This is a genomic window from Eubacterium ramulus (assembly GCF_045002895.1).
Lineage (GTDB): Bacteria > Bacillota > Clostridia > Lachnospirales > Lachnospiraceae > Eubacterium_I > Eubacterium_I ramulus.
The window spans coordinates 3,166,598-3,187,873 of the sequence record NZ_CP173382.1 but is presented as its reverse complement, the minus strand read 5'-3'; the positions used below and the strand labels follow the sequence as shown (position 1 = coordinate 3,187,873).

The window sequence follows — 21,276 nt, the reverse complement described above, 5'->3', positions numbered from 1 at the left end:
AATTTTATGTATGTTATGTATGCTTTGCAGATCGTGATTCATTGTTATTGCTGTCTGCTTGTAGCTGTTTTTATCATCTTCATAACCCCAAATTATGTTCTGTTTCCCAGCTGCCAGAATGCCACTGCACTGGCTGCTGCTACATTCAGGGAATCCACCCCATGTGCCATGGGAATCTTTACGGTGTAATCACAGTCCGCAATGGTAGTTACACCCAGACCGTCCCCTTCCGTACCAAGCACGACTGCCAGTTTGTCCTCTGCCATCAGCCCGGCATCATCGATACTGACGGAATCATCCCGCAATGCCATGGCTGCAGTTTTAAATCCCAGCTTCTGCAGACATGCCATACCGTCCTCCGGCCACTTTTCTTTCTCCGGAAAGATCGTCCACGGCACCTGAAATACTGTTCCCATACTCACGCGCATCGCCCGGCGGTACAGGGGATTGCTGCATCCCGGAGTCAGCAGCACCGCATCCATATGAAGTGCCGCCGCAGAACGGAAAATTGCTCCCACATTGGTAGGGTTTACGACATTTTCCAGCACTGCGATGCGATGGGCTTTCTGACATACCTCTGCAACCGTCGGCAGCACACGTCGTTTCATAGCACAAAGCATTCCTCTGGTCAGTGCAAAGCCGGTCAGCTTCGTCAACACTTCATATTCTGCTGTATAAACCGGAATATCTCCGCATCGTGTAATCAGCCCTTTCGCCTGTGTCTCAATGTGTCTGTGCTCCACCAGCATGGAGATCGGCTCATAACCCGCATCCAGCGCCCGTTCGATCACCTTTGGACTTTCTGCGATAAAAATCCCCGGTTTCGGTTCATGGATCCGCAGTAACTGAACCTCCGAATAACGTGCATACACATCCAGTTCCGCTGATTCAAAATCTGTTATTTCTATTATATTTGCCATATTTTCATTTATACTCCTGTATCCTTCGTGCAAAATCTTTATTCCATTTCGAAGAATTACTTTGTAATCTTGTAAAGCGGACAAGTAAATTTATCTGATTTATTCTCCATTTTAGCATAATTTTCAAAAATATGGTAGGTAAAGCGGACATTCGCAATCCGCTTTCGCTACTTGCTCATGAACGCAGTCGCTTTGCGACCTGTCAGTGGGAGCTTTTAACTCCCACTGACATAAGCATCCCCCTTACCCACCGCTTAGTGCTCCACACACTTGAAGCGGGGGATTGCTTATTCTGCGTTCACACTCTTTGTTTTTTAATTTTGCCGGTAGATCTGTTCCCCTGTGACTGGTGTATAACGAATCAGTCCGGCAGCATCCAGATTTTCCTTATGCATGTCAACTGCGGAAATCCGGTGATTTTCATAGGTTGTATAATAATAAATCCCACGATTCAGATTACAGCAGGAAGTATACAGGGTAATCTCGTATTTTCCTTCCGACACTTCACAGCATCCACGCTGTTGATCCACGGAACCTAAAATGTGAAAAAACTGACTGACACTTCCGCTTTCCGAATCATCGGATATGGAATGCAGTCGTGTAAATGCCACCCGTGCAAAGCGAGAACTAGAAGACAGATCCCCGGGAAGTCCCAGTGCACCCATGCCACGGCTATATGCCTGCAGATCCAGCTTATCTGAAAAATGATTTTCCGGCTGGCTTGGAGACAAATGCATATATTGGTTCAGCAAAAACATCTGCTGTGGAAATGGCGGATTATTGGTCAGCACCTCTGCCGGATTGTCATACACATGCAAGCCATCTGCCATGCACTCCACCACGATACAATCTTTCGCATCTGCGATCATCCAGTGAAGCTGCGCCGTCGGAAGACTTTCATGAAACGGAGTCCCCACCAGCTGCATCTGCACCAGACAGTCTTTCGCTTCCTGCACCGTGGCACACTGACGCAAAATCCACAGAATAAATTCATACTGTGCCACATTTTTCTTTTCATTTGACAGTTCCTGATATACTGCATTTCCAACAAAATTCAGTCCTGCCATACCCAGCCCTTTTTCATTGATCGCATCATAATAAAGCGGATAATTTCCGACTACATGCGCCATTCCAAGGATTGCATAATTTTTCTCAATGGCTCCTATATGACGAAACTTCAACGGATAGTTCCTGGGAGTGATGGTCACTTCATCCCCATAGGAAAATTCGTAATCCAGTGTTCTGCCAAAATACGTATCTTTTGTTCGGTAAACTGCTGCTGTACACATGCTGCTTTTCCTCCATTTACTATATCAATTTATTCTTCTCAGAATCAATGCTCATCCTCAAACACCTCTGTAAGACATTTTGCAAAAGCTTCCGGTTCATCAGAAGCAAAATTATGGTATCCCGGAACTGTCAAATACTTCCAGCCTTTTTCTTCTGCCGCCTGATGCGCCGAACGATGAAACATTCCCATTCTGTCATCGGAACCACATGCCACCGTTACCGGAACGGATATATCAAAATCGTCCAATTTCAATCCAGAAAAGCTGTCCATTTCTTTTTCCAGAAACAGTTCCAGATTTTTCAGATTGCGGCTCTGCTGCTCCATGGACTGTCCTTCTTTCTCCCGGTTCATACCCCCCATGGCATTCACAAAATGCATCATGCAGGTGATGATCCGATGCTTCTCGGTGCCCTTTCGCAGCTTCTCCCAGAAAGCATCCTGTTCCGCTGCCAATTCTCCGCTTCCGCGCATCAGAGGTTCATGCAAAAATACCTGCCGCACCAGTTCGGGGTATTTCGTTGCCAGAGCTGCTGCCACCGCACCACCGGCACTGCAGCCAGCTACAAACACACCCGTGCTCTGGTCTGCTTTTCCATTGCTCTTACCTGTGCAACATTCATTAATCTGATTTTCTTCTCCCTTGCTCGGGGCTGCACTACATCCGTCACTTTGCAATCCTGCTTCTACCGGGCACTGCCCGTCTTCAGCCTTCCGTTTCTGCTCCAACCGAATGATCTCTGCCGCATCTTCCGCATGCGCCCAGACAGAAAAATCGTTCTCTCCCTTTGCCGCAATGCTCCGGCTGTATCCCCGCCGGTCATAACTGATCACGGTAAACGTTTCTGCCAGAAGTTTCGATGTCTCCCGGAAAAATTCACTGTCACAGGCTACTCCATGTATGAGCAGAAGGATAGGGCCACTGCCTTCCCTTCTGCAAAACAGCCTTCCATGCGCTGTCTCGATCTCATATTCCATTTTGCGCTTCCTCCATCATCTATAATTAATTCAAGAATGCACTCGAAACATTGGAATGCTTATTCTGTGTTCAAACACTGTTAGTTTAACATAGATTTGAAGTAATAGAAATGAAATCTTCTTTTGTCGGTTTTTACTTATGCACTCTCCGTATCCTACTTCATCATAGCCAGCTTTTATATTTCCTGCTTCAGACAGGTTTTGATATCGTCCTCCGCATTGCTGATCAGATGCAGCTGGAACGTATCCACCAGATACTGCACCACATTCGGGCTTAAAAACGCCGGAAGAATCGGTCCCAAATAAATATTTTTGATGCCGAGACTCAGCAGTGCAAGCAATACCGCCACAGCTTTCTGTTCATACCAGGACAGAATCATGGACAGCGGAAGGCTGTTGACATCCGTGTCAAAGGCATCTGCCAGTGCCGTCGCAATGCGCACTGCCGAATATGCATCGTTACACTGTCCCACATCCAGCAGACGCGGCAGCCCCGCTACGGTTCCGAAATCCAATTTGTTAAACCGGTATTTTCCACATGCCAGGGTCAAGATTACACAGTCCTCCGGCACCAGCTGTGCAAATTTGGTAAAATAGTTTCGTCCCGGCCGGGCACCGTCACAGCCGCCGATAAGAAAAAAGTGGCGGATCTGTCCGTCCTTCACGGCCTGCACGATTTCTCCCGCATGGCTCAGTGTAGCCTCATGGGCAAAACCAGTCAGAAGTTCGTCCACCTGCTGATACTCCGGACAGTCAGAAGGTTCTGTCGGACGTACATCCCGATCTGTATCATATCCGCCAAGCGCCAATGCCTGCTGAATGATCTCGCTGAAATTTTTTTCCCCGTTTTCCTTTCTGGGAATATATTTCACACCATCCCATCCAACCACGTTTGTGCTGTATATCCGGTCTTTATAACTGTCCCGCGGTTTCATCAGACAGTTTGTCGTCATTAGAATGCAGCCCGGAATATTGTCGAACTGCTTCTGCTGCTCCTGCCATGCACCACCGAAGTTTCCCACCAGATGCGGATATTTTTTCAACCCCTCGTAACCATGCCCCGGCAGCATTTCTCCGTGGGTATAAATATTGACACCGGTCCCCTGGCTCTGCGCAAGCAACATCTCCAGATCATGAAAATCATGTCCGGAAACAATGATAAACGGCCCTGCCTTCAACGTCATCGGTACGGCATGCGGCGATGGGTTACCGTAAACGGTTGTGTTTGCCTCGTCCAGTTTCTGCATGATCTCCAATGCCATAGTTCCTGTCTTCATCGCCAGCTGGATCAGTTCTTCCACCGTCAGCTGATCGTCGGTGACTGCCGCCAGTCCCTGAATATAAAAATCATCCACCGTATCACTGTAATATCCCAGTTCCCGTGCCTGGTGTCCATAGGCACTGATCCCTTTCAGACCATAGATCACCAGCTGACGAAGAGAACGGATATCTTCATCCAGATTCTGGTCATACATAATACCGGCAATCTGTGACGTGCGCAGCATCTCACTCTTTGTCTCCGGCAGCCGGTACGCCATATAAATATTTTCCGTTCCGGTGCCACCGGTCTGCTGCCGCAGTTCATCCTTAATCTTCTGTGCTTCCTGTAAAAGTTTCACATGCACTTCCGGGTCAAAATTTACATTGGTCAATGTCGTAAACAGGCAGTTCTCTACAAAGGACACCACACGTTTCTCCGGCCGCATCCCTTTTTTCAGAAGGATGTCACCATAACAGCTGATTCCCTTTAACTGAAAAATGAGCAGATCCTGCAAATTGGCTACTTCCGGGGTTTTTCCGCACACACCTTGTTTCGTACAGCCTTTCCCATTTGCTGTCTGCTCACACTGATAACAAAACATCTCGTATCCGAGTTCCATATTATTCTGCATCGCAATTCCTCCGGTTTCTCATAATCATATTTTTGACTTTATTTAAGATTCCTGTTCCACGAATTTTTATGCATACAAAATAATCTGAAAAACGGTCCGTCCTGCAATTCTAAATAAAGAACATTGTAAAATTGCAGACAAAAAAACGAAGCCACAGCGCATAACTCTGTGACTCCGCTTTTTTACATTTTTTGGTGAATTGAAAATTTATATGGTTTTTACTCTTCTGCTGCTTCTTCGTCAGCTTCCTCATCCTCCGGGATGCTGTTTCTGATTGCATCAACCATCACAACGATAGCTTCCGGATCGGTGTGGATATCGACATCCGGGTTCTTAGAGATCTCAAGATCTTTGACACGGATCACGTCGCCGACTTTCATGCCTGCTACATCAACGGTAACATGGTCAACCAGTGCTGCCGGTAATGCTTTGTATTCAATCTCCTCCAAGCACTCCTGCAGAGCACCCTCAAGAACTTTCTCACGGTTTTCAATCTGAACTGCTGCTGTTGAGTGAACTTTCTCAGTACTTACCAGTGCCTGGAAATCAATCTCATCAACACAGCGTTTCATTGCATTATAATCTACCTCTTTGATCAGAACATCGTAATCCTGACCTTCTACGTTCAGCATGATCTGGCTTCCTTTGTGATCTGTCTTTAACAGACGTTCCACTTCGAATCTGTCCATCTTCAATGGAATAGAGCCCTCGATCGCTTTACCGAACAGGTTACCTGTTACGAATCCCTCTCTTCTGAGTTTCTTTGCTTTGACATCCATGCTTCTTTTTTCAGCTTTTAAAGTATTCATTTATCTTTTCCTCCAAAAATCTGAATTGCTTAGCAGCCTTCTACAAAGAGGTTTTGTTAAGTAGTTCTTTATTTGTTACAGCGTCATTATAGCAGGTGTAGCAGAAACAGATTAACCAAAATTTTAGAAAATATGATGTTATTTTTGGTTATTTTTCAACTTTTCATCCGTCATTTTTGTTATACAAGCAAAAACGCTATGTTCATTCACCTTTTTCTCATACCGCTTACTTGTGTTTACATCTTACATATGATAAGAAAAATCTACTTTTCCGCCGCGTACATACCAGGTTCCATATTCATTGGTTGCAAATCCGTTGTAATTGAAATCTACTTTTCCGGCAGTTACTTTCCACCAGCCGTACTCATTCTGTACCAGTCCGTTGTAAGTGAAGTCAAGCGCTCCATTTACTACCATGAACCAGCCATATTCGTTTGCTGCAAGTCCGGTATAGCCAAAGTCTACTGCTCCGTTTACTACCATGAACCAGCCATATTTGTTTGCTGCAAGTCCGGTATAGCCAAAGTCTACCGCTCCGTTTACTACCATGAACCAGCCATATTCGTTTGCTGCAAGTCCAGTGTAGCCAAAGTCTACTGCTCCGTTTACTACCATGAACCAGCCATATTCATTTGCTGCAAGTCCGGTGTAACCAAAGTCTACTGCTCCGTTTACTACCATGAACCAGCCATATTCATTTGCTGCAAGTCCGGTATAACCATAATCCACCGCATTATCTCTGTATACATACCATTTTCCATCTTCTGCCATCTCATTTGCCAGTCCGTCTGCATGTGTCGGTTCCGGTTCCGGAATTATGATATTTCTGATTTCTACATCAAATGTAGCTGTCTTTCCTGCATATTTTACAGTAACTGTCTGCTTTTCTGTCACTTTACTGCTGTCAAAACCAGTTATGATTACTTTAGAAAGATCTACAACATCTTCGGTTCCATCTTCATAGGAAGCAGTAACTGTCATACCGGTTGTGTCAAATGACTCTCCCAGATCATATACCGTTTTTGTCGGTGCATTTACTTTAATTCCGGAGATTGCCACTGTCTTTGTACCTACCAATGCCGGTGCCATATTTTCTGCATTTTCAAAATTCTTTGCACCTTCTTTACTTACAAAGAAAATACGATTAGCTTTGTCAACCTGTTTGTCAACCACATTTACAGCCAGTGTAACACTGTCCTGTCCGGCTGATTTTGCCACTGCAACAAGTGATGTGACATCTGCGGTTGCTACAGTACCATTTGGTGTGCTGATCTGTCCAGGATCATTACTTACAATATCTCCAAGGTTAAATTCTTCTGAAATAATTACTCCATTTACATCTAAAATTGCCGGTTTATTTTTCCAGTTCAGAGTATTTTCTGTCCAGTCTGTATTTTCTGTCATGGCAATCTGAAGCTGTGCATCCAGGTTTGCAGCTTCATCATAACGTACACCCAGTAAAGTCATCTGCAATTTTACACGGTCAACCTGTGTAAGGTCAATCTGTGACACGTCAAATTTCAGATATGTGACTTTATTATCACTTCCGCCTGCTGTTCCCAATGTTCCTTTAGAGTCTGTTCCATAGGAAGTACGCAGGAAATTCTTTGCACCAAAGTCCGCTGTCTGATCTCCGCTCCAGCTGCCTGCAAATGTATCCTGTGACACAACGGTTCTGGATACTTCCACATCTTTTCCAGGAACCCTGTCAGATTCAATATTGATGGTAACCGTTTTCTGTGTGGAAGCACCATACTCATCCAATGCCTTAAACGTAATTTCTCTCTTTCCACTGTCACTGTCAGAGGTTTCCCATGTAAATGCGCCAGTTTCAGCATCAAATGATGCACCTTTCGGAAGTGCGCCGACAACCGATAAGGTCACGTTATTCTCTTCCGGATCAGTTGCATTTACCTGGAAAGAAACGGTTTCTCCTGCTTTCACATGAAATGGCTCGTTATCCGGATTTTCAAATACCGGTGCCGCATTTTTCTTAATATTTTCACCGTTTACAAGGAATGTAAAGTTTTTCACGCTGTCTGCAACGGTCAGATCAACCTGTGAATCATACTCTATCAGCTTTCCGCCCAGATACAGATTATCAATCGTTACATTATCAATGCTTTTGAATGAAAACGGTGTGTCCGCATCTTTAAACCAGCAATCCTTAAAGGTAACGTTCTTCGGATTAAACTGATTGAGGTCGTTTCCACTCGGAATATTTGCAACATTGTTTCCGTTATTTGCCGTAAAGGAACAATTATTAAATATCAGATTTTCATAATTTGGGGTACAGCCACTCGTACCGTTCTGAATACTCAGTGCACCGCCACCACCATTCGTTCCATAACCTGTAACATGCAATGTATTGACATTATTAAATGTGTAATCACGCATCTGATAGCTTCCGCCATCTGCTTTGAAGCGTGTATTGTGTCCCAGTCGGACTGCATTGGCAAAGGTGCTCCAACCCAATGTATTGCTGATATTTACATCTGTTGTATCGTCTGTATCCCACTGCAGTCTGTCTTTGTTGTAAATTGCCGCTGCTGCTGCAATGTTCTGATCTTCCGTAGACAGATTGTTTAAATCTTTCTTCTTCAGACGTCTCTGCGGGAATTCATTACTCGGATTATAGTGTCCGGATGCAAAGGTATCATCGTTGCCCATGGTAATTGCACCATTTAAATGAATTCCCTGTCCGCTTGTCAGATCCAGTCCATCCACCCAGGCATGCTGAAATGGGCTCAGACCTTTGATATTATTATAATTGATGTTTTTTACCGTGTGGCATTCCCAGTTCCACTGTTTTACATCTCTGACATAAGTATCATTAAACGTAATATTCTGAGAGCGAACTACCATACTTCCGCCCTGATGAGAGCTCAGTTCCGCATCCGCTTTGTCCCAGCTGTAGTTATAAGTTCCCTGACCATCAATAATGCCCCGTCCGGAAACAGTAATGTTGGAGGAATCCCAGATGCCGATCGCTGGTTCCATCGCCTGTGTGCACTCCTGCAGACGATTTACAAGCAATGCATCTTCATCCAGATAGATATTCAGCTTTCCGTCTTTTCCATTTCCATCCCAGTTCTTAATGGACAGACCGGACCAGAGATATGTACCTGCCGGAAAATAAATTGTATCCAGTGTATCACTGTTTTTCACTTCTGCCAGTGCTGCCTGAAATGCTTCTGATACATCATTTTTCTGACGGACACGCTTGTTCGGGAACATAACCTTTTTTGCATCATAAGCCACATATGTTCCTTCCCCGTAGGACCAGGTGTACTCTTTCCCATCATTCATAGATGTATCTGTAACCGTACCTGCCTCTGTGCAAACTTCGCCTACGGTATCCGTAATCGGATGCTCCTGCAGATATTTTTCTGCAAAATCTTTAAAGTTCAGTACATTTGCCGCTGTCACATCCGGTTTATCTGTTTCTGTCGCATCATTAATAATTGCAAGCTGCGGTTTGCCATTGGTATCATTGATGCTGCCATTGATATTTACAATACAGTAACGTAAGTCTGCTGACATTTTAAATTTTACAGTTTTCTTATCTGTACTGATTTCAAAGGAATCTTCCGGATAATATCTTTCCGGTGATACATAGATACTGTCAATGGTTGACCCGTCTTTCATGGTTATCTCAAAAACCGGCTCCGCATCATCGGAAGAAAATCTTGCAATATCCATATGATAATGGCTTCCCGGATCCGTCTGTTTCTGATATTTATAAACAGAAACCGGTGTTCCGTTTACTTTTAACTCATACTTTGTAGATTCCTGATACTGTGCGGATCTCAGTACATCAGAATTTGCAACAATTGCGGATTCATCCACATCCGGTGTTGCCGGATCATCTCCGGTTTTTCCATAATCATGAATGTTTCCCCCGGTTTTATCCAGCACCTGTACTTTTTGGGCCACATTCTGACCTTCCTCCGCAAAAGCAGGTACAGGATACACCGTAACCGCCATTGCCGCTGCCATGGATAGTGCCATTACTCTGGCTGATATTTTTTTCCTTCTGTGTGAGTGTCTGTTCATTGTTCTCCTCCTTCTCCTTTTTCCATCCGCTTTCAGATCAGCATATTTTTCCATTTTTCTGTTACTTTGCAGTTTTTTCTTTCTTTTACATTATATTTCAACCGGCAGTCTGATTTTAAGAGGACTTTTTTTGTATTTCCTTTCATTTTTCACACAAAAAAAGCACATGGAAGTTTGCGTTTTCTTCCATGTACTTCTAAAAACTACCCGTTTTTTTCTGTTTTTACTCGTCAGTATCTTCCACATCGGATTTTTTCGGAAATCGAAGGGTAATTTTTGTACCCAGACCCGGTGCGCTACTGCAGGACAGTTCTGCATTTTTTTCATAAAAGAGCCAAAGCCGTGTCCTCACATTGGACAGACCGTAATGTTTTCCACTGTGTTCGGACAGGTTTTCTTCTGATAAAAGCGCCGGATCCATACCGACACCATCATCCTGCACTTCCAGAATAATCTGATCCTCCTGGATCCGCCCGGACAGGCGGATGGTTCCGCGACCGCCCTCTTTTTCATCGATTCCGTGCAGCACGGCATTTTCCAGGATCGGCTGCAGCGTGATCTTTGGAATCAGATATGGATAGATCTCCTCATCCACATCCACTTCAAACTGCAGCTTGTTCTTTTTACGCAGCACCTGGATCTCCATATAGGCCTGACACATGCGGATCTCCTCGCCGATAGTGATGATGTAAGCACCCCGGCTCAGCACCATCCGATAAAACCGTGACATGGCGGACAGCACTGCCCTTATATTATCCGTCTCACCTTTTACCGCCATCCAGTTCATCATGTCCAACGTATTATACAGAAAATGCGGACTGATCTGTGCCTGCAATGCATGCAGCTGCGCTTCGGATTTTTCCTTACCAAGTATATACTGCTCTTCCATCAGACGCTGGATCTGTTCCACCATGCCGTTATAACGCAGGATCAGACGCCCCAGTTCATCCCGGCACTCCGGCACATCAATGGGCTCCAGGATTCCCTGATCCACAGCCTCCATGGTCGTATCCAGCCGGTGTACCCGGCCAAGAAACTGCCGGCTGCCCAGTTGAAGCAGTACAAAAGTAAGTGCACAGATGATTCCATAACAGATCAGCATTTCCCGGATGATTCTGCCTGACTCCTGCACCAGAACATCCCGCGGCACCAGCGAAACCAGTGTCATACCGCCCTCCTGCAGCAAACCGCTGCGTACCATCCAGGCTCCATTGGTTTCATGTGTCTCCGAGACCGTTCCCTGCAACTTCGGCATCTGCAGATTCTGTGCCTGCTCGTTTCCACCGGATACAAGCACCGTCCCCTGTTCATCCAGCAGATACATGCTCTGCATGTGCATCACATTATTCATACTCTCTTTTACCGTATTTACCGGAATCATCACCGCCACGATGCCAAGCCGCTGCGTATACTGTTCTGTATTCCAGATCACACGGAAGTTTGCCAGATAACTCTTCCGCTGTCCATAGCGGTTCTTCTCCTGTATCACTTTCCAGGAATCACCGGCGGTCTGCTCCATCGTCTCCGCATCCACGCTCCACTTTGTCAGTTCACTCTCCGGGCGATAGCAGGTATTTCCGCTACCTGAAATCAAAAACTGATCCGGGATATAATACAGGATTGAGATATCATCGGAACTCATCTCCAGCTGATAAGTATAATCCGACAGTCTGTCAAACCTCTGCAGTTCATCTACCAGACTGTCCTGCTTATTACTGCGCAGGGCATCTCCCACTTCGTCTGATACCATAATAAGTGATGCGATTCGTTCCATCCGCTCCTGAATATTTTCAAAATTCTGTACGACACGATCATAGTTCTGATCCATGGTATACAGCTGCATCTGAATGGAACTGCATACCATACGATACATTGTGATCCCCAGTATCACCGTGATCGGCAGCACACAGACCCCCAGAAACAGCAGCAGCAGTTTCCTGGACAGTTTCCAGTGATAAAAAAATGGCAGCTTACGTCCTTGGTTCTTTTTCATAACGCTTCTCCATCTGTTTGCGATAATCGGTCGGTGACATGTGCTGATTCTCACGGAACGCCTTAGCAAAATAATTGCCATTGGAATAACCGCACTTTGCCGCAATCTCATCCACCGTATCATAAGTCTGTGTCAACAGTTCTCTGGCCCGCTCCATCCGCATCTCGCTGATATACTGCTTGATGGTCACAGATAGTTCCTGCTTGAACAGCTGGTTTAAATAGGTCACAGACAGATGAAACCGATCTGAGATCATCTGCCCTCCCAGGGTATTGTCCGATAAATTCCGGATACAAAATGTCCGGATATCGCTCACTAGCCGGCTGTAACGGTTCTGCTCTACCAGGCAACGCTCCATGCCATTCAAAAGCAAGTCAAACTGCTGTTCCGTCTCCCGGATGTTACTGGTGCGCTCCAGCTGCCGCATATAGGTCTCCACATCGGACTCTCCGACTGCCGTCAGGCTCTCCGGATAGTCATTTAAAATCTGACTGGCAAAGGTCCTTGTCAGCGCAATGATCTGTGCCCCCTCTGTCATAGCCTGTTTTTTCGTTGCAAACTGCTGCAGCAGTGCCTGGTACCACTCCCGGATACGCCATGGATTTTCCTTATATACCTGTAAAAATACCTGATAAATTCCCGGATCAATGTATTTCCGTTGTACCAGACGATCCACCTCCAGATAATGCACTTCCGGTTCGAAATATCCACGCTCCATGGCTATCTGTGCCAGTCGGCTGCTGTTGTATACACCAGACAGGGAATCCACAAAATACTCCACCGCAACCGTGTACTCTGTGTATTTGGATACAAACATCCTCAATTTCCGTAGAATCTCGGACTGACGTTTCTCTTCACAGGCAAACACAGCCACACACTGTTCCGCATCCGGCAGCCGGGTACTCAGAACAAACTCCGTACCCTCCGCAAAATACTGCTGCAAATATAGATCACACTGTGCATCATCCATTGCGGAACCCTGCTCCCAGATCCGAATACATAGATACCGTTCCTGACGGGTGCAGAAAAATCCACAGTTTCTGCAAAGTTCTTCCAGCTGCTCCTCTGTAACTCCCTTTTGCAGCATTGCCTGCAAAAAACGATTCTTCTGATATGCTTCGTTTTCCTTTCTCAGCCGGGTGTGTTCCTGATGCTTCTGAATCTTTCCCACCGCTTTTTCCAGTGCTTCCATTACTGCTTCCGGCTGAATCGGTTTTTCAATAAATGCCACCGCAGACAAATCTATCGCATCTTTCAGATACTCCGTCTGCATGTAACCGGTAATAAAAATGATCTTGCAGTCCGGTACCAGACGAATCGCTTCCCTGCAGAAATCAATGCCGTTTTTCTGCGGCATCCGGATATCCGTAATGATCAGATCCGGCAGATACCAGGACACAGTATGCAATGCCTCTTTTCCATTCTCCGCCTGCATGACATCATCAATGCCATACAGGTTCCAGGGAATCGTCTCTGCCAGTCCCTCTCTGGTATAGATATCATCATCTACGATAAGCAATTTCATGACTTCTCCTCCCAATACGCATCTAATTGCTGTTGCAAAATGTCCAGATACTGCTGTAATCCTGCTTCATACAATTTCCGGATTGCTGTCTGATAATCTTCCTCAATGTTGTCAGAGACCCCGCAGCACAACGGCAGCAGATAATCCCGGCGCACTTCCTCCAACCGGCTTTCAATCTCTTTCAGTCCATTATCTTCCCATGAAAAATCCATCAGCAGGTCATCCGGTGCGGTCTCACACAACTCCTCTGTCCGTTCCTGTATCTTCTGATATTCCTGTTCCCACTGCCTATCTTCCATATACTCCGGCTGTTCCAGAGTAAAATCCACACACCCCGTCCAGTATGAAAATAAATTTTCCTCCGGAATATTTTCATGGGAAACCTCACCATCCTTCAGCTCATAATGAATTCCCGATACACCCTGCCGGATCAGTGTGTAAAACTTCTCATCCGTATGCAGTTTTTCCAACAGCTTCACCGCCATCTCCGGCTCTTTGCATTTGGAGGATATCGAAATGCAGGACACCTCTTTTCCCTGCTTTCTTTTTGTAATATTCCCATTGTTCATCTGATAAGAGAAAAATCCATACATCCACTCCGGATGTTTGCGATACAAAGCCGGAACATAACTACTATTCACGGTCCAGATCGGTGCATTCGTCTCACACGGCTTTTCATCTGCCAGCATCATCTCAAGAGCTGTCACCCCTTCATTATCCAGGGAAGCCAGTATTCCCGGATTCAAAATGCCATCTACATACCACTGATGCAGTACATCCAGCGTCTTCCGGAACTCCGGTGTCTCAAACCGGCTGATCACAGTCCGGCAACTCTCCCGGTCTGTCACTGCATAGGGAACTGTCTCCAATGTTCCGATCTCCTCATACTTTTCATTATTCAGATACCACAGCGCATTCCATGCACGGTTGTCCGTGATCAGCGCCGCATCCTGATATCTTCCGTCCGCTTTTGCCGCATACAGATACTGCTGCATGCTGTCAAAGTCTGTCACCTCCGGCAGATTCCATTCCTCCAGCAAATCTGTCCGGTAGAAAAATCCTCCACCGGTGTCGCTGATGGTATCTTTGTTAAACTGTGGAATGCCATACAGACCACCGTTCCACTCAAGATTCGTCAGATAATCCTCCCGATAGGACTCATAATGTGCAAACAGCTCCGGTACCACGTCCCGATAAGCATTCAGATTTAGAAATGCTCCCTTCGCCACCTGCTGATAATAATCTGAAAAATTTCCATTTGAGATAAAATCATATTTCCCGGATGCGATAGCCATGTTCAACTGGGAACGCTCATCCCCCCACGGGATATAATCAAACCGCAGATGACATCCCAGTTCCTCTGTCATGGCATCCAGCTCCTCATAAAATTCGTCCATTCCATTTTCCGGCAATTGTCCAAGAGTGATTGCCTTCAGTGTTACATAGTTGCCCGTCTGTGCGTCATTGCTGTCCGTCTGCTTTTTGCTGTTGTCCCCTGCCTGTCCACAGGCCGACAGACACATTAACACTGCCACAAGCAACACTGCGAGTATCTGCTTTGCTCTTCCCATTATTTCTTCTCCTGTTTTTCCACTTTTCCTCTATTGTAAAAAAACATAATTTATCTGTCAATTCAAGAAATATCATTCGTAAAGGAGCCTTAGCACAAAAAATCCCCACACAGATTTCTCTGCATGGGGATCTATTTTCTATTTGCTCTTTTTCCGATGGATATACATCCAACTGTCTGCATAATCCATTCGTTCCTGTTCCGACATCTTGACATACTGAGTATATTCCAATTTCACCGGCTGCATCATCACACCGTTGCATTTGAAACATTCCACAGAAGCCCGTCTCGAAACAGTACGCATCCACCCGCATTCCGGGCAAATGAACAAACGCATCATTCTGTTGTATCCTCCGTTGAACCGGATCCATCATCGGTTGTCTGTGTTCCGTTTCCAAAGAATTCATCCTGTCCGCTGAAACGGTTATCCGCCTTCCTTTCTGCCGTATATCCGCTCACATCCACAATGTGTTCGCTGTACTTTTTAACAGTCTCAGACGGTGTATAATTGTCTGTGCCATACAGTCTCTTGTGCAGCTCGATAACATTACTCTCCAGATCACATGGTGCTACCACGCTTCCGATGCTCTTGCTCGGAGTAAAGGTATCTTTGCTGTACGGGAATCCACCACTGTTTGCCATATCATATTTGATCATGACAGTTGCCATGCTGATAATGTCCTTCTTGTCCAGATCTGTAGAAATCTGTGGAAATACAGTATTGATCAGGCTGTTTAACTCTGGCAGACTTGCAGATTTTGCCTTCTTGATCATCTCTGTCAGAACACGGCGCTGACGCTCTGCCCGTTTGTAATCATCACCTGCTGTATAACGGATACGTGCATAAGATACTGCCTGTACACCGTTTAAGGTCTGCAATCCGGTATGTTCTACTTCTTCATCACTTCCACCTACATACTCGCTGGTGTAAGATACATAATCATTCAGATATTTACGTTCTTCCTCACTCTCAACATCAATATCTACACCACCGAGAATATCAATCGCCTGTGCAACCGCTTTGAAATCAAAGGCTACATAATTATCGATATCAATATCCAGGTTACGGTTCAGCATCGTCACTGCCTGCTCCGGTCCACCGTATGCGTAAGCCGCATTGGCTTTCTGGAACTTCTCCTCCTGTCCCTCACCGGCAACATTCAGATAGGTGTCACGATATACCGACATCAGATTTACTTCATGCGTATCATTGTTGATATTCATCAGCATGATCACATCACTGTTGCCGGACTCGTAAACACCCTGTTCACGGTTGTCCAGACCAAAACATGCAATGGTAGTATATCCTTCAAATGTTTTCTGAGTTTCTTCGGAAACCTCATTTTTTCCAACCTTTGTATTATCCAGTTTCTTTGATTTGATCAGATCCAGTTTACTGTACACAAACAGTGCACCTGCAACCAGGATCAAAATAATAATCTCAATAATAAATAGAATCAGTTTTCTTTTTCTTCTCTGTCTCTTGGAATTTTTTTTATTTCTTGCCATTTTTTATCTCCGTGTTTTCTTCGTCAACTCTTACCATTCAACGTTTGTAACTGCCCCGCCGGGACATGGCAGGACTATGCACGGTCAATTTTTTACATGCATGAAAATATCATACTCCAAGGACTATAAAAACTCAACTATTTATTTTCTTAAATTTTTTTAAACACTGCGGAACCGGTCGGCAATGATTTCTGCATCAGTTCATATACATCCTGACAGAATTTCTCTGTATGTTCAAACACAAGGATGTCAAAACGTGCATCCTTCTGCAGCTCATCTTTATCTCTCATGCGCATTGCAAAAATATACTCCCGGTTCCCGCCATCTACCAGACTTCCTGCCGGTGTCATGATATGATACTCCGGTGCATTTGCGTATGTACCGAAGAATCTTGCATCTTCCGCATTCGCCATATAGATCACACCATAATGCGGATCCGGCTCACCCTCGCCAAACGGACGCTCAATATCTGCTTCTGTCATGGGAAGCCATTCCAACTGTTCTTCATCCCACTTACAACAGGCATAAAACAATGCCAGATCAAAATTGCTGGTGAATTCCAGCCATTCCTCCGGACCGCCGGCACATTCTTTTCTGATCCCCGGAATATATTTGTCCGCAACATCGTACTTCTGCAGATTTTTTCCTGTCGGTGCATATGCATTTTCACCCCGGAAATAATTAGGCAGAGAAAACTGCTTGGTAAAGGTGCCATTCGGCAAAATGATACTCTGATTCATCTCATACCTGCGGCGGTCTTCCAGCGAAAGAATACCCTGCGTCGGTGTCCACGGAATCCCCTGACGTGCACAGGCATCGAGTTCCAGATTTAACAATAATGCTTTTTTTCGTTCCAACTGCTGTGACAAATGCATTTCTGCAATGTCCCTGATAGATACTCTCTTTTCCATCTCTTTTCTCCTAACATTGTAATATTCTTCTCAGAATCTCTGCAACATTCTGATTTGCAACTATTTTATCAATCTAGTCGTGTTTTTCAAGAGACTTTTACATAATTGTTTAACATCTGCTCACCTGTCGACAGCATTCGACACGATTTCGACAAAATCCGACACGGATTCGACAGCAACGCGCATAGAAAAACACAAAAAAACTCCGGTGAGAATTTTACTTCCCACCGGAGTTTTCGATACATATTTATCTTATTTTATGCTATGTCTGTCTGAATGTCCGATATCGGGCATTCCTTTTAAGGAACACACATCCGAGCATCCTGTCAACAAAAAATCCTGCTCCGGGCATTAGCCTTCGATAGAGATGAATTTATTTTTCTCCTCTACGGCCTTCTGTTCCTTCTTCGGAACGATGAAGCTCAGGATACCATTTTCATATTTCGGATGGATATCCTCTACATCAACGTGCTCGCCTACATAGAAGCTTCTGCTCATTCCGCCTGCATAACGCTCACGTCTTACATATTTTTTCTCTTTGTTCTCTTCATCTTTATCAAGACCTTTCGCTGCGCTCACGGTCAGTGTACCATTCTCCAGCTTCATGGTAATCTCGTCCTTCTTGAAGCCCGGAAGATCAATATCTACTTCATATCCGTTCTCGGTATCTTTGACATCAGTTTTCATCAGATTTTTTGCATGTTTACCATACAAAGCTTTCTCAATATTTGCATTGTCCGTAAAATCCGGAAATGCAAAGTCATTCATAAAATCATCAAATAAGTTTTCTCCAAAAATTCTAGGCATCATCATAGGTCATTACTCCTTTCAGTAACTATATTTTGTGCACATTCGGAGAATCCGAAGTGTTGATTACTTGAGCAACCAGATTTGAAATCTGCGGAACTTTTCTGTGTTCCTTTTATCTCTCTTCCTTTGTTCTAGTTGTAATATAGCACTTATTATTAGCCATGTCAAGCATCGAGTGCTAATTATTTTGTGAAAAATTTGTGAACGCTACGAGCCATGCACATTTACGTGAAAGAGCCATCTTTCAAGCTTGCTTGATAAAGATGGCTCTTTCATGGAAATGTATAGGGCGACAGCCCGACAGCGAGGGAAGTCTTTCCCGAGCTGTGCATGGCGGCTGCCACTACTTCACAGGGATTTTTCACTTACTCTCGCACTCAATTTTCTTGGTTTGACCACATTTTTACGACAAATTCTTGGAAAAATATATTCGTCTGATTTTCTTACCACGCCGGATTTGATATAAGTCCCATCTCATATTTGTAGCCAAATCATCTACTGAAAGTATTTTTTTACAGAAAACGCATTATCTCCCTTCCGTACTTTTTACATAAATAGTGCTTCGTGCCGCACCCTCTTTTCTTAAATAACCGTCCTTAACCATATTCAGCAAGATAGCTCTGGCTCTACGATGTTTTACATCTAAAATCTGTACTGTTTCAGCAGTAGTAATAGAGCCATTTTCCAATACATATTTATAGATTTGTTGTTCCTGTTCACTATCCGGCATTTTCTCAGTCGTATCTGGCACTTCATTGCCACTATTCGGCATTTTTTTCATATTATCTGGCACTATTTCTGTTTTATCCGGCACTTTATTGTCACTATCTGGCATTTTGTCAATAGTATCCGGCACTTTAATGGCATTATTGAGGTCATTGAGGTCAACAGTGCCGTCAACCTGTCTTCGATAAATATTGATACGCAAATCAACTTCGCCACCAATAAACTCCGGCTCCTGCAGTCCGGCAGCTTTTACTTTGTCTATAATTCTCGGAATACCGCTTCCCCAATGTTCAATCAGATTCATGTAAGCAAACGCATGAGCAAGAGCTTCATTTCTAATTTTAGAATAACCTTCTTTCATACGCTCCAGCGTTTGTCCCATTGGCAGCTTTCCTGGGGAAGTAATTTCTAATCGATTGTCATATACCGCCACCTGTATCGTACCATGATCCAGATAACTACGATGTACCATAGCATTAATAATCAACTCACGAATGGCATCCGGTGGAATCTCATAAACGTCCTGGCGATAAATTCCCACAATAGTAGCACCCAAATGAATATTTCTCAAAACAAACTGAAATGCTTCGTCTATCTGCTCCCAAAGCGGACCGGTATATTCTCTACGGTCAACAAATACTGCTTAAATCTTGAATATTATCTTCACTTATTTTCATGGAATCATACAATCCTGCCGTCTGTAAAAAATCAGCAAATACATTAGCTTTATCAGAAACTATATTGGATGGTATTGAATCAAAAATATTATGTCTCACTTTATTCTCACCTTTACTACCGCATTTTCAGGCACTTTCTCCTCATATTCCTGTTTCAATTCCTCTGCCAAATACGCATCACTCATGCAGTGCATATCGGAGACACCGTCACGAATCAGCTGATAAACCTGGGAATGATAAAAGAAATCCAATGCCGCATCCAGTGAAAGTCCCTGCTGTTTAGCAAAACATTCAATAATACGGCTATATTTTTTCTGAAGCAAAATTGGATTTGCTGTCATAGTGTTTCACTCCCTTCAAAATGCAACAGAGACAATGCTTTCTCTGTGCGGAAACATATTTGCAGGTTCGGCTTTTCATAACGCAGGCGATTGATAGCTTCCGCCTTATCAATCAGCCCATCAAAGAACAGCTCCACAGTATTGAACACCTTATCATTGGCAACACCACCCACAACAAGGTCATAATCTGTCGAATCTTTTCCACTGCGGCAGTTCAGAATGAAATCCAGCCATTCTTCAGAATAAGAATCGAATTTCAGCGTTTTCAGCTCGTTTTCTTGACTTTCATCGTATTCATACCGGGAGATAATGCCATCTTTCCCACGGCGTTTGAATTTACCGCACCACTTCGCAGCCTGTTCATACAGCGGCGTGACATAAAAGCCACGCCCAAAATCTACGTTAGGGCGGGAATGAGCCAAATCCGGCTTTACAATCTCTAAGAAAGAACCATGATAGAGAATCATACTTCCACACCCCTTTCTTTCATCAGATCAAGGAGGTCATCAACGATATATTCCCGGCTCTGGGTATGCAGCACTTCATATTCTGGGACAATATATCCGTTCAGAATGTCACTCTGTTCGGTAAATGCCTGATAAACACGTTCTGCATCCACCCCCAGCTTTGCCGCTACATTTTCAATGCAAAATACAGTAAACTCTAGCTCACTGGAATTTTTGATTTTTTCATCCGTCATCATACGCAAGTCCTCCTTACTTTATTTTAGTCAAAACATCCTTGGAAATTGCATAATTCTTCTTGCCATCCAGTACCAAATGTTTCTGTCTTGCTAAAAATGCAAAATCCGATCCCATTTCCAGAATAAATTTTTCCAATTCCCTTATATAACTTGAAATGCCAAATTGGCATTTCAAAACCACACTAACTGCTTACTGTTATATTACCCTATTTTTCTCATTATGCCTACTGCTATTTCATGTTCTCACATAATAATGAGGTTGCAATCCACGACCTCATCACTTTCATTTAAATATAAATCAATTCCTTGAGAATAATCTCTTCCGCAATCGCTCTGTGTTGATTATCAGCTCTTACCCATGCCATTTGATCTACAGGACAAAAATCGATTTCCATTATCAAGAGTTGAGTGCTAATTTTTTTTGAAATTTTTTGAGAGGAAATTACGATGAATTTCCTCTCAAAAAGAGCAAAGCGTCAGCAGGTGTACTCTGTCCAGAACAAAGCACTTCTGCTGACGCTTTCTTTTATCTCTTTTTCATCCATTTATTTTTTATACAGCGGACACC

17 protein-coding genes are annotated in these 21,276 nt (G+C 44.3%); all 17 read right to left on the bottom strand.

Annotated elements, in window-relative coordinates; genetic code table 11:
- Positions 1–92 precede the first annotated feature (92 nt).
- On the bottom strand, positions 93–920 hold the full coding sequence (locus ACIRUQ_RS14725; RefSeq protein ID WP_055290680.1) for an RNA methyltransferase: 828 nt from the start codon (positions 918–920) through the stop codon (positions 93–95).
- A gap of 314 nt (positions 921–1,234) precedes the next feature.
- Positions 1,235–2,209, bottom strand: coding sequence for a choloylglycine hydrolase (bsh, locus tag ACIRUQ_RS14720; RefSeq protein ID WP_055290683.1), 975 nt, complete (start codon positions 2,207–2,209; stop codon positions 1,235–1,237).
- Positions 2,210–2,253: 44 nt separating this feature from the next.
- Positions 2,254–3,186, bottom strand: a complete 933-nt coding sequence (locus ACIRUQ_RS14715; protein WP_055290685.1) for an alpha/beta fold hydrolase — start codon at positions 3,184–3,186, stop codon at positions 2,254–2,256.
- A 176-nt stretch (positions 3,187–3,362) separates the two neighbouring features.
- Positions 3,363–5,078: a hydroxylamine reductase gene (gene hcp / locus ACIRUQ_RS14710; RefSeq protein ID WP_021738373.1), complete on the bottom strand. Its 1,716-nt coding sequence runs from the start codon at positions 5,076–5,078 to the stop codon at positions 3,363–3,365.
- Positions 5,079–5,296: 218 nt separating this feature from the next.
- Complete coding sequence (locus ACIRUQ_RS14705) at positions 5,297–5,887, bottom strand: 50S ribosomal protein L25 (RefSeq protein WP_021738372.1); 591 nt, start codon at positions 5,885–5,887, stop codon at positions 5,297–5,299.
- Between the two features lie 243 nt (positions 5,888–6,130).
- Positions 6,131–9,943 carry a DNRLRE domain-containing protein gene (locus ACIRUQ_RS14700; protein WP_404856505.1) on the bottom strand — a complete coding sequence of 1,271 codons (3,813 nt, stop codon included), beginning with the start codon at positions 9,941–9,943 and terminating at the stop codon, positions 6,131–6,133.
- Positions 9,944–10,166: 223 nt separating this feature from the next.
- Positions 10,167–11,936: a sensor histidine kinase gene (locus tag ACIRUQ_RS14695; RefSeq protein WP_055290689.1), complete on the bottom strand. Its 1,770-nt coding sequence runs from the start codon at positions 11,934–11,936 to the stop codon at positions 10,167–10,169.
- Complete coding sequence (locus tag ACIRUQ_RS14690; RefSeq protein ID WP_055290691.1) at positions 11,914–13,461, bottom strand: helix-turn-helix domain-containing protein; 1,548 nt, start codon at positions 13,459–13,461, stop codon at positions 11,914–11,916. The genes ACIRUQ_RS14695 and ACIRUQ_RS14690 overlap by 23 nt, the downstream gene beginning before the upstream one ends.
- A complete protein-coding gene (locus ACIRUQ_RS14685) occupies positions 13,458–15,032 on the bottom strand; it encodes an extracellular solute-binding protein (RefSeq protein ID WP_055290693.1) in 1,575 nt (524 codons plus the stop codon). Before ACIRUQ_RS14685 ends, ACIRUQ_RS14690 begins: the two co-directional genes overlap by 4 nt.
- Positions 15,033–15,170: 138 nt before the next feature.
- The gene (locus ACIRUQ_RS14680) at positions 15,171–15,371 is read right to left on the bottom strand and encodes a hypothetical protein (RefSeq protein ID WP_021737983.1); all 201 of its coding nucleotides are present in this window, start codon (positions 15,369–15,371) and stop codon (positions 15,171–15,173) included.
- The gene (locus ACIRUQ_RS14675) at positions 15,368–16,540 is read right to left on the bottom strand and encodes an LCP family protein (protein ID WP_070103985.1); all 1,173 of its coding nucleotides are present in this window, start codon (positions 16,538–16,540) and stop codon (positions 15,368–15,370) included. Before ACIRUQ_RS14675 ends, ACIRUQ_RS14680 begins: the two co-directional genes overlap by 4 nt.
- A gap of 149 nt (positions 16,541–16,689) precedes the next feature.
- Entirely contained in the window at positions 16,690–17,451 is a 762-nt protein-coding gene (locus ACIRUQ_RS14670; protein ID WP_055290695.1) for a hypothetical protein, read from the bottom strand.
- Between the two features lie 351 nt (positions 17,452–17,802).
- Complete coding sequence (locus tag ACIRUQ_RS14665) at positions 17,803–18,264, bottom strand: Hsp20/alpha crystallin family protein (protein WP_055290697.1); 462 nt, start codon at positions 18,262–18,264, stop codon at positions 17,803–17,805.
- 523 nt (positions 18,265–18,787) lie between these two features.
- Positions 18,788–19,558, bottom strand: a complete 771-nt coding sequence (locus ACIRUQ_RS14660) for an ATP-binding protein (RefSeq protein ID WP_341438260.1) — start codon at positions 19,556–19,558, stop codon at positions 18,788–18,790.
- Positions 19,559–19,759: 201 nt separating this feature from the next.
- Positions 19,760–20,005, bottom strand: coding sequence for a DUF3791 domain-containing protein (locus tag ACIRUQ_RS14655; RefSeq protein ID WP_055290699.1), 246 nt, complete (start codon positions 20,003–20,005; stop codon positions 19,760–19,762).
- On the bottom strand, positions 20,002–20,472 hold the full coding sequence (locus ACIRUQ_RS14650) for a DUF3990 domain-containing protein (RefSeq protein WP_021737990.1): 471 nt from the start codon (positions 20,470–20,472) through the stop codon (positions 20,002–20,004). Before ACIRUQ_RS14650 ends, ACIRUQ_RS14655 begins: the two co-directional genes overlap by 4 nt.
- Positions 20,469–20,708, bottom strand: a complete 240-nt coding sequence (locus ACIRUQ_RS14645; protein WP_055290701.1) for a DUF3791 domain-containing protein — start codon at positions 20,706–20,708, stop codon at positions 20,469–20,471. Before ACIRUQ_RS14645 ends, ACIRUQ_RS14650 begins: the two co-directional genes overlap by 4 nt.
- Positions 20,709–21,276: the final 568 nt, after the last annotated feature.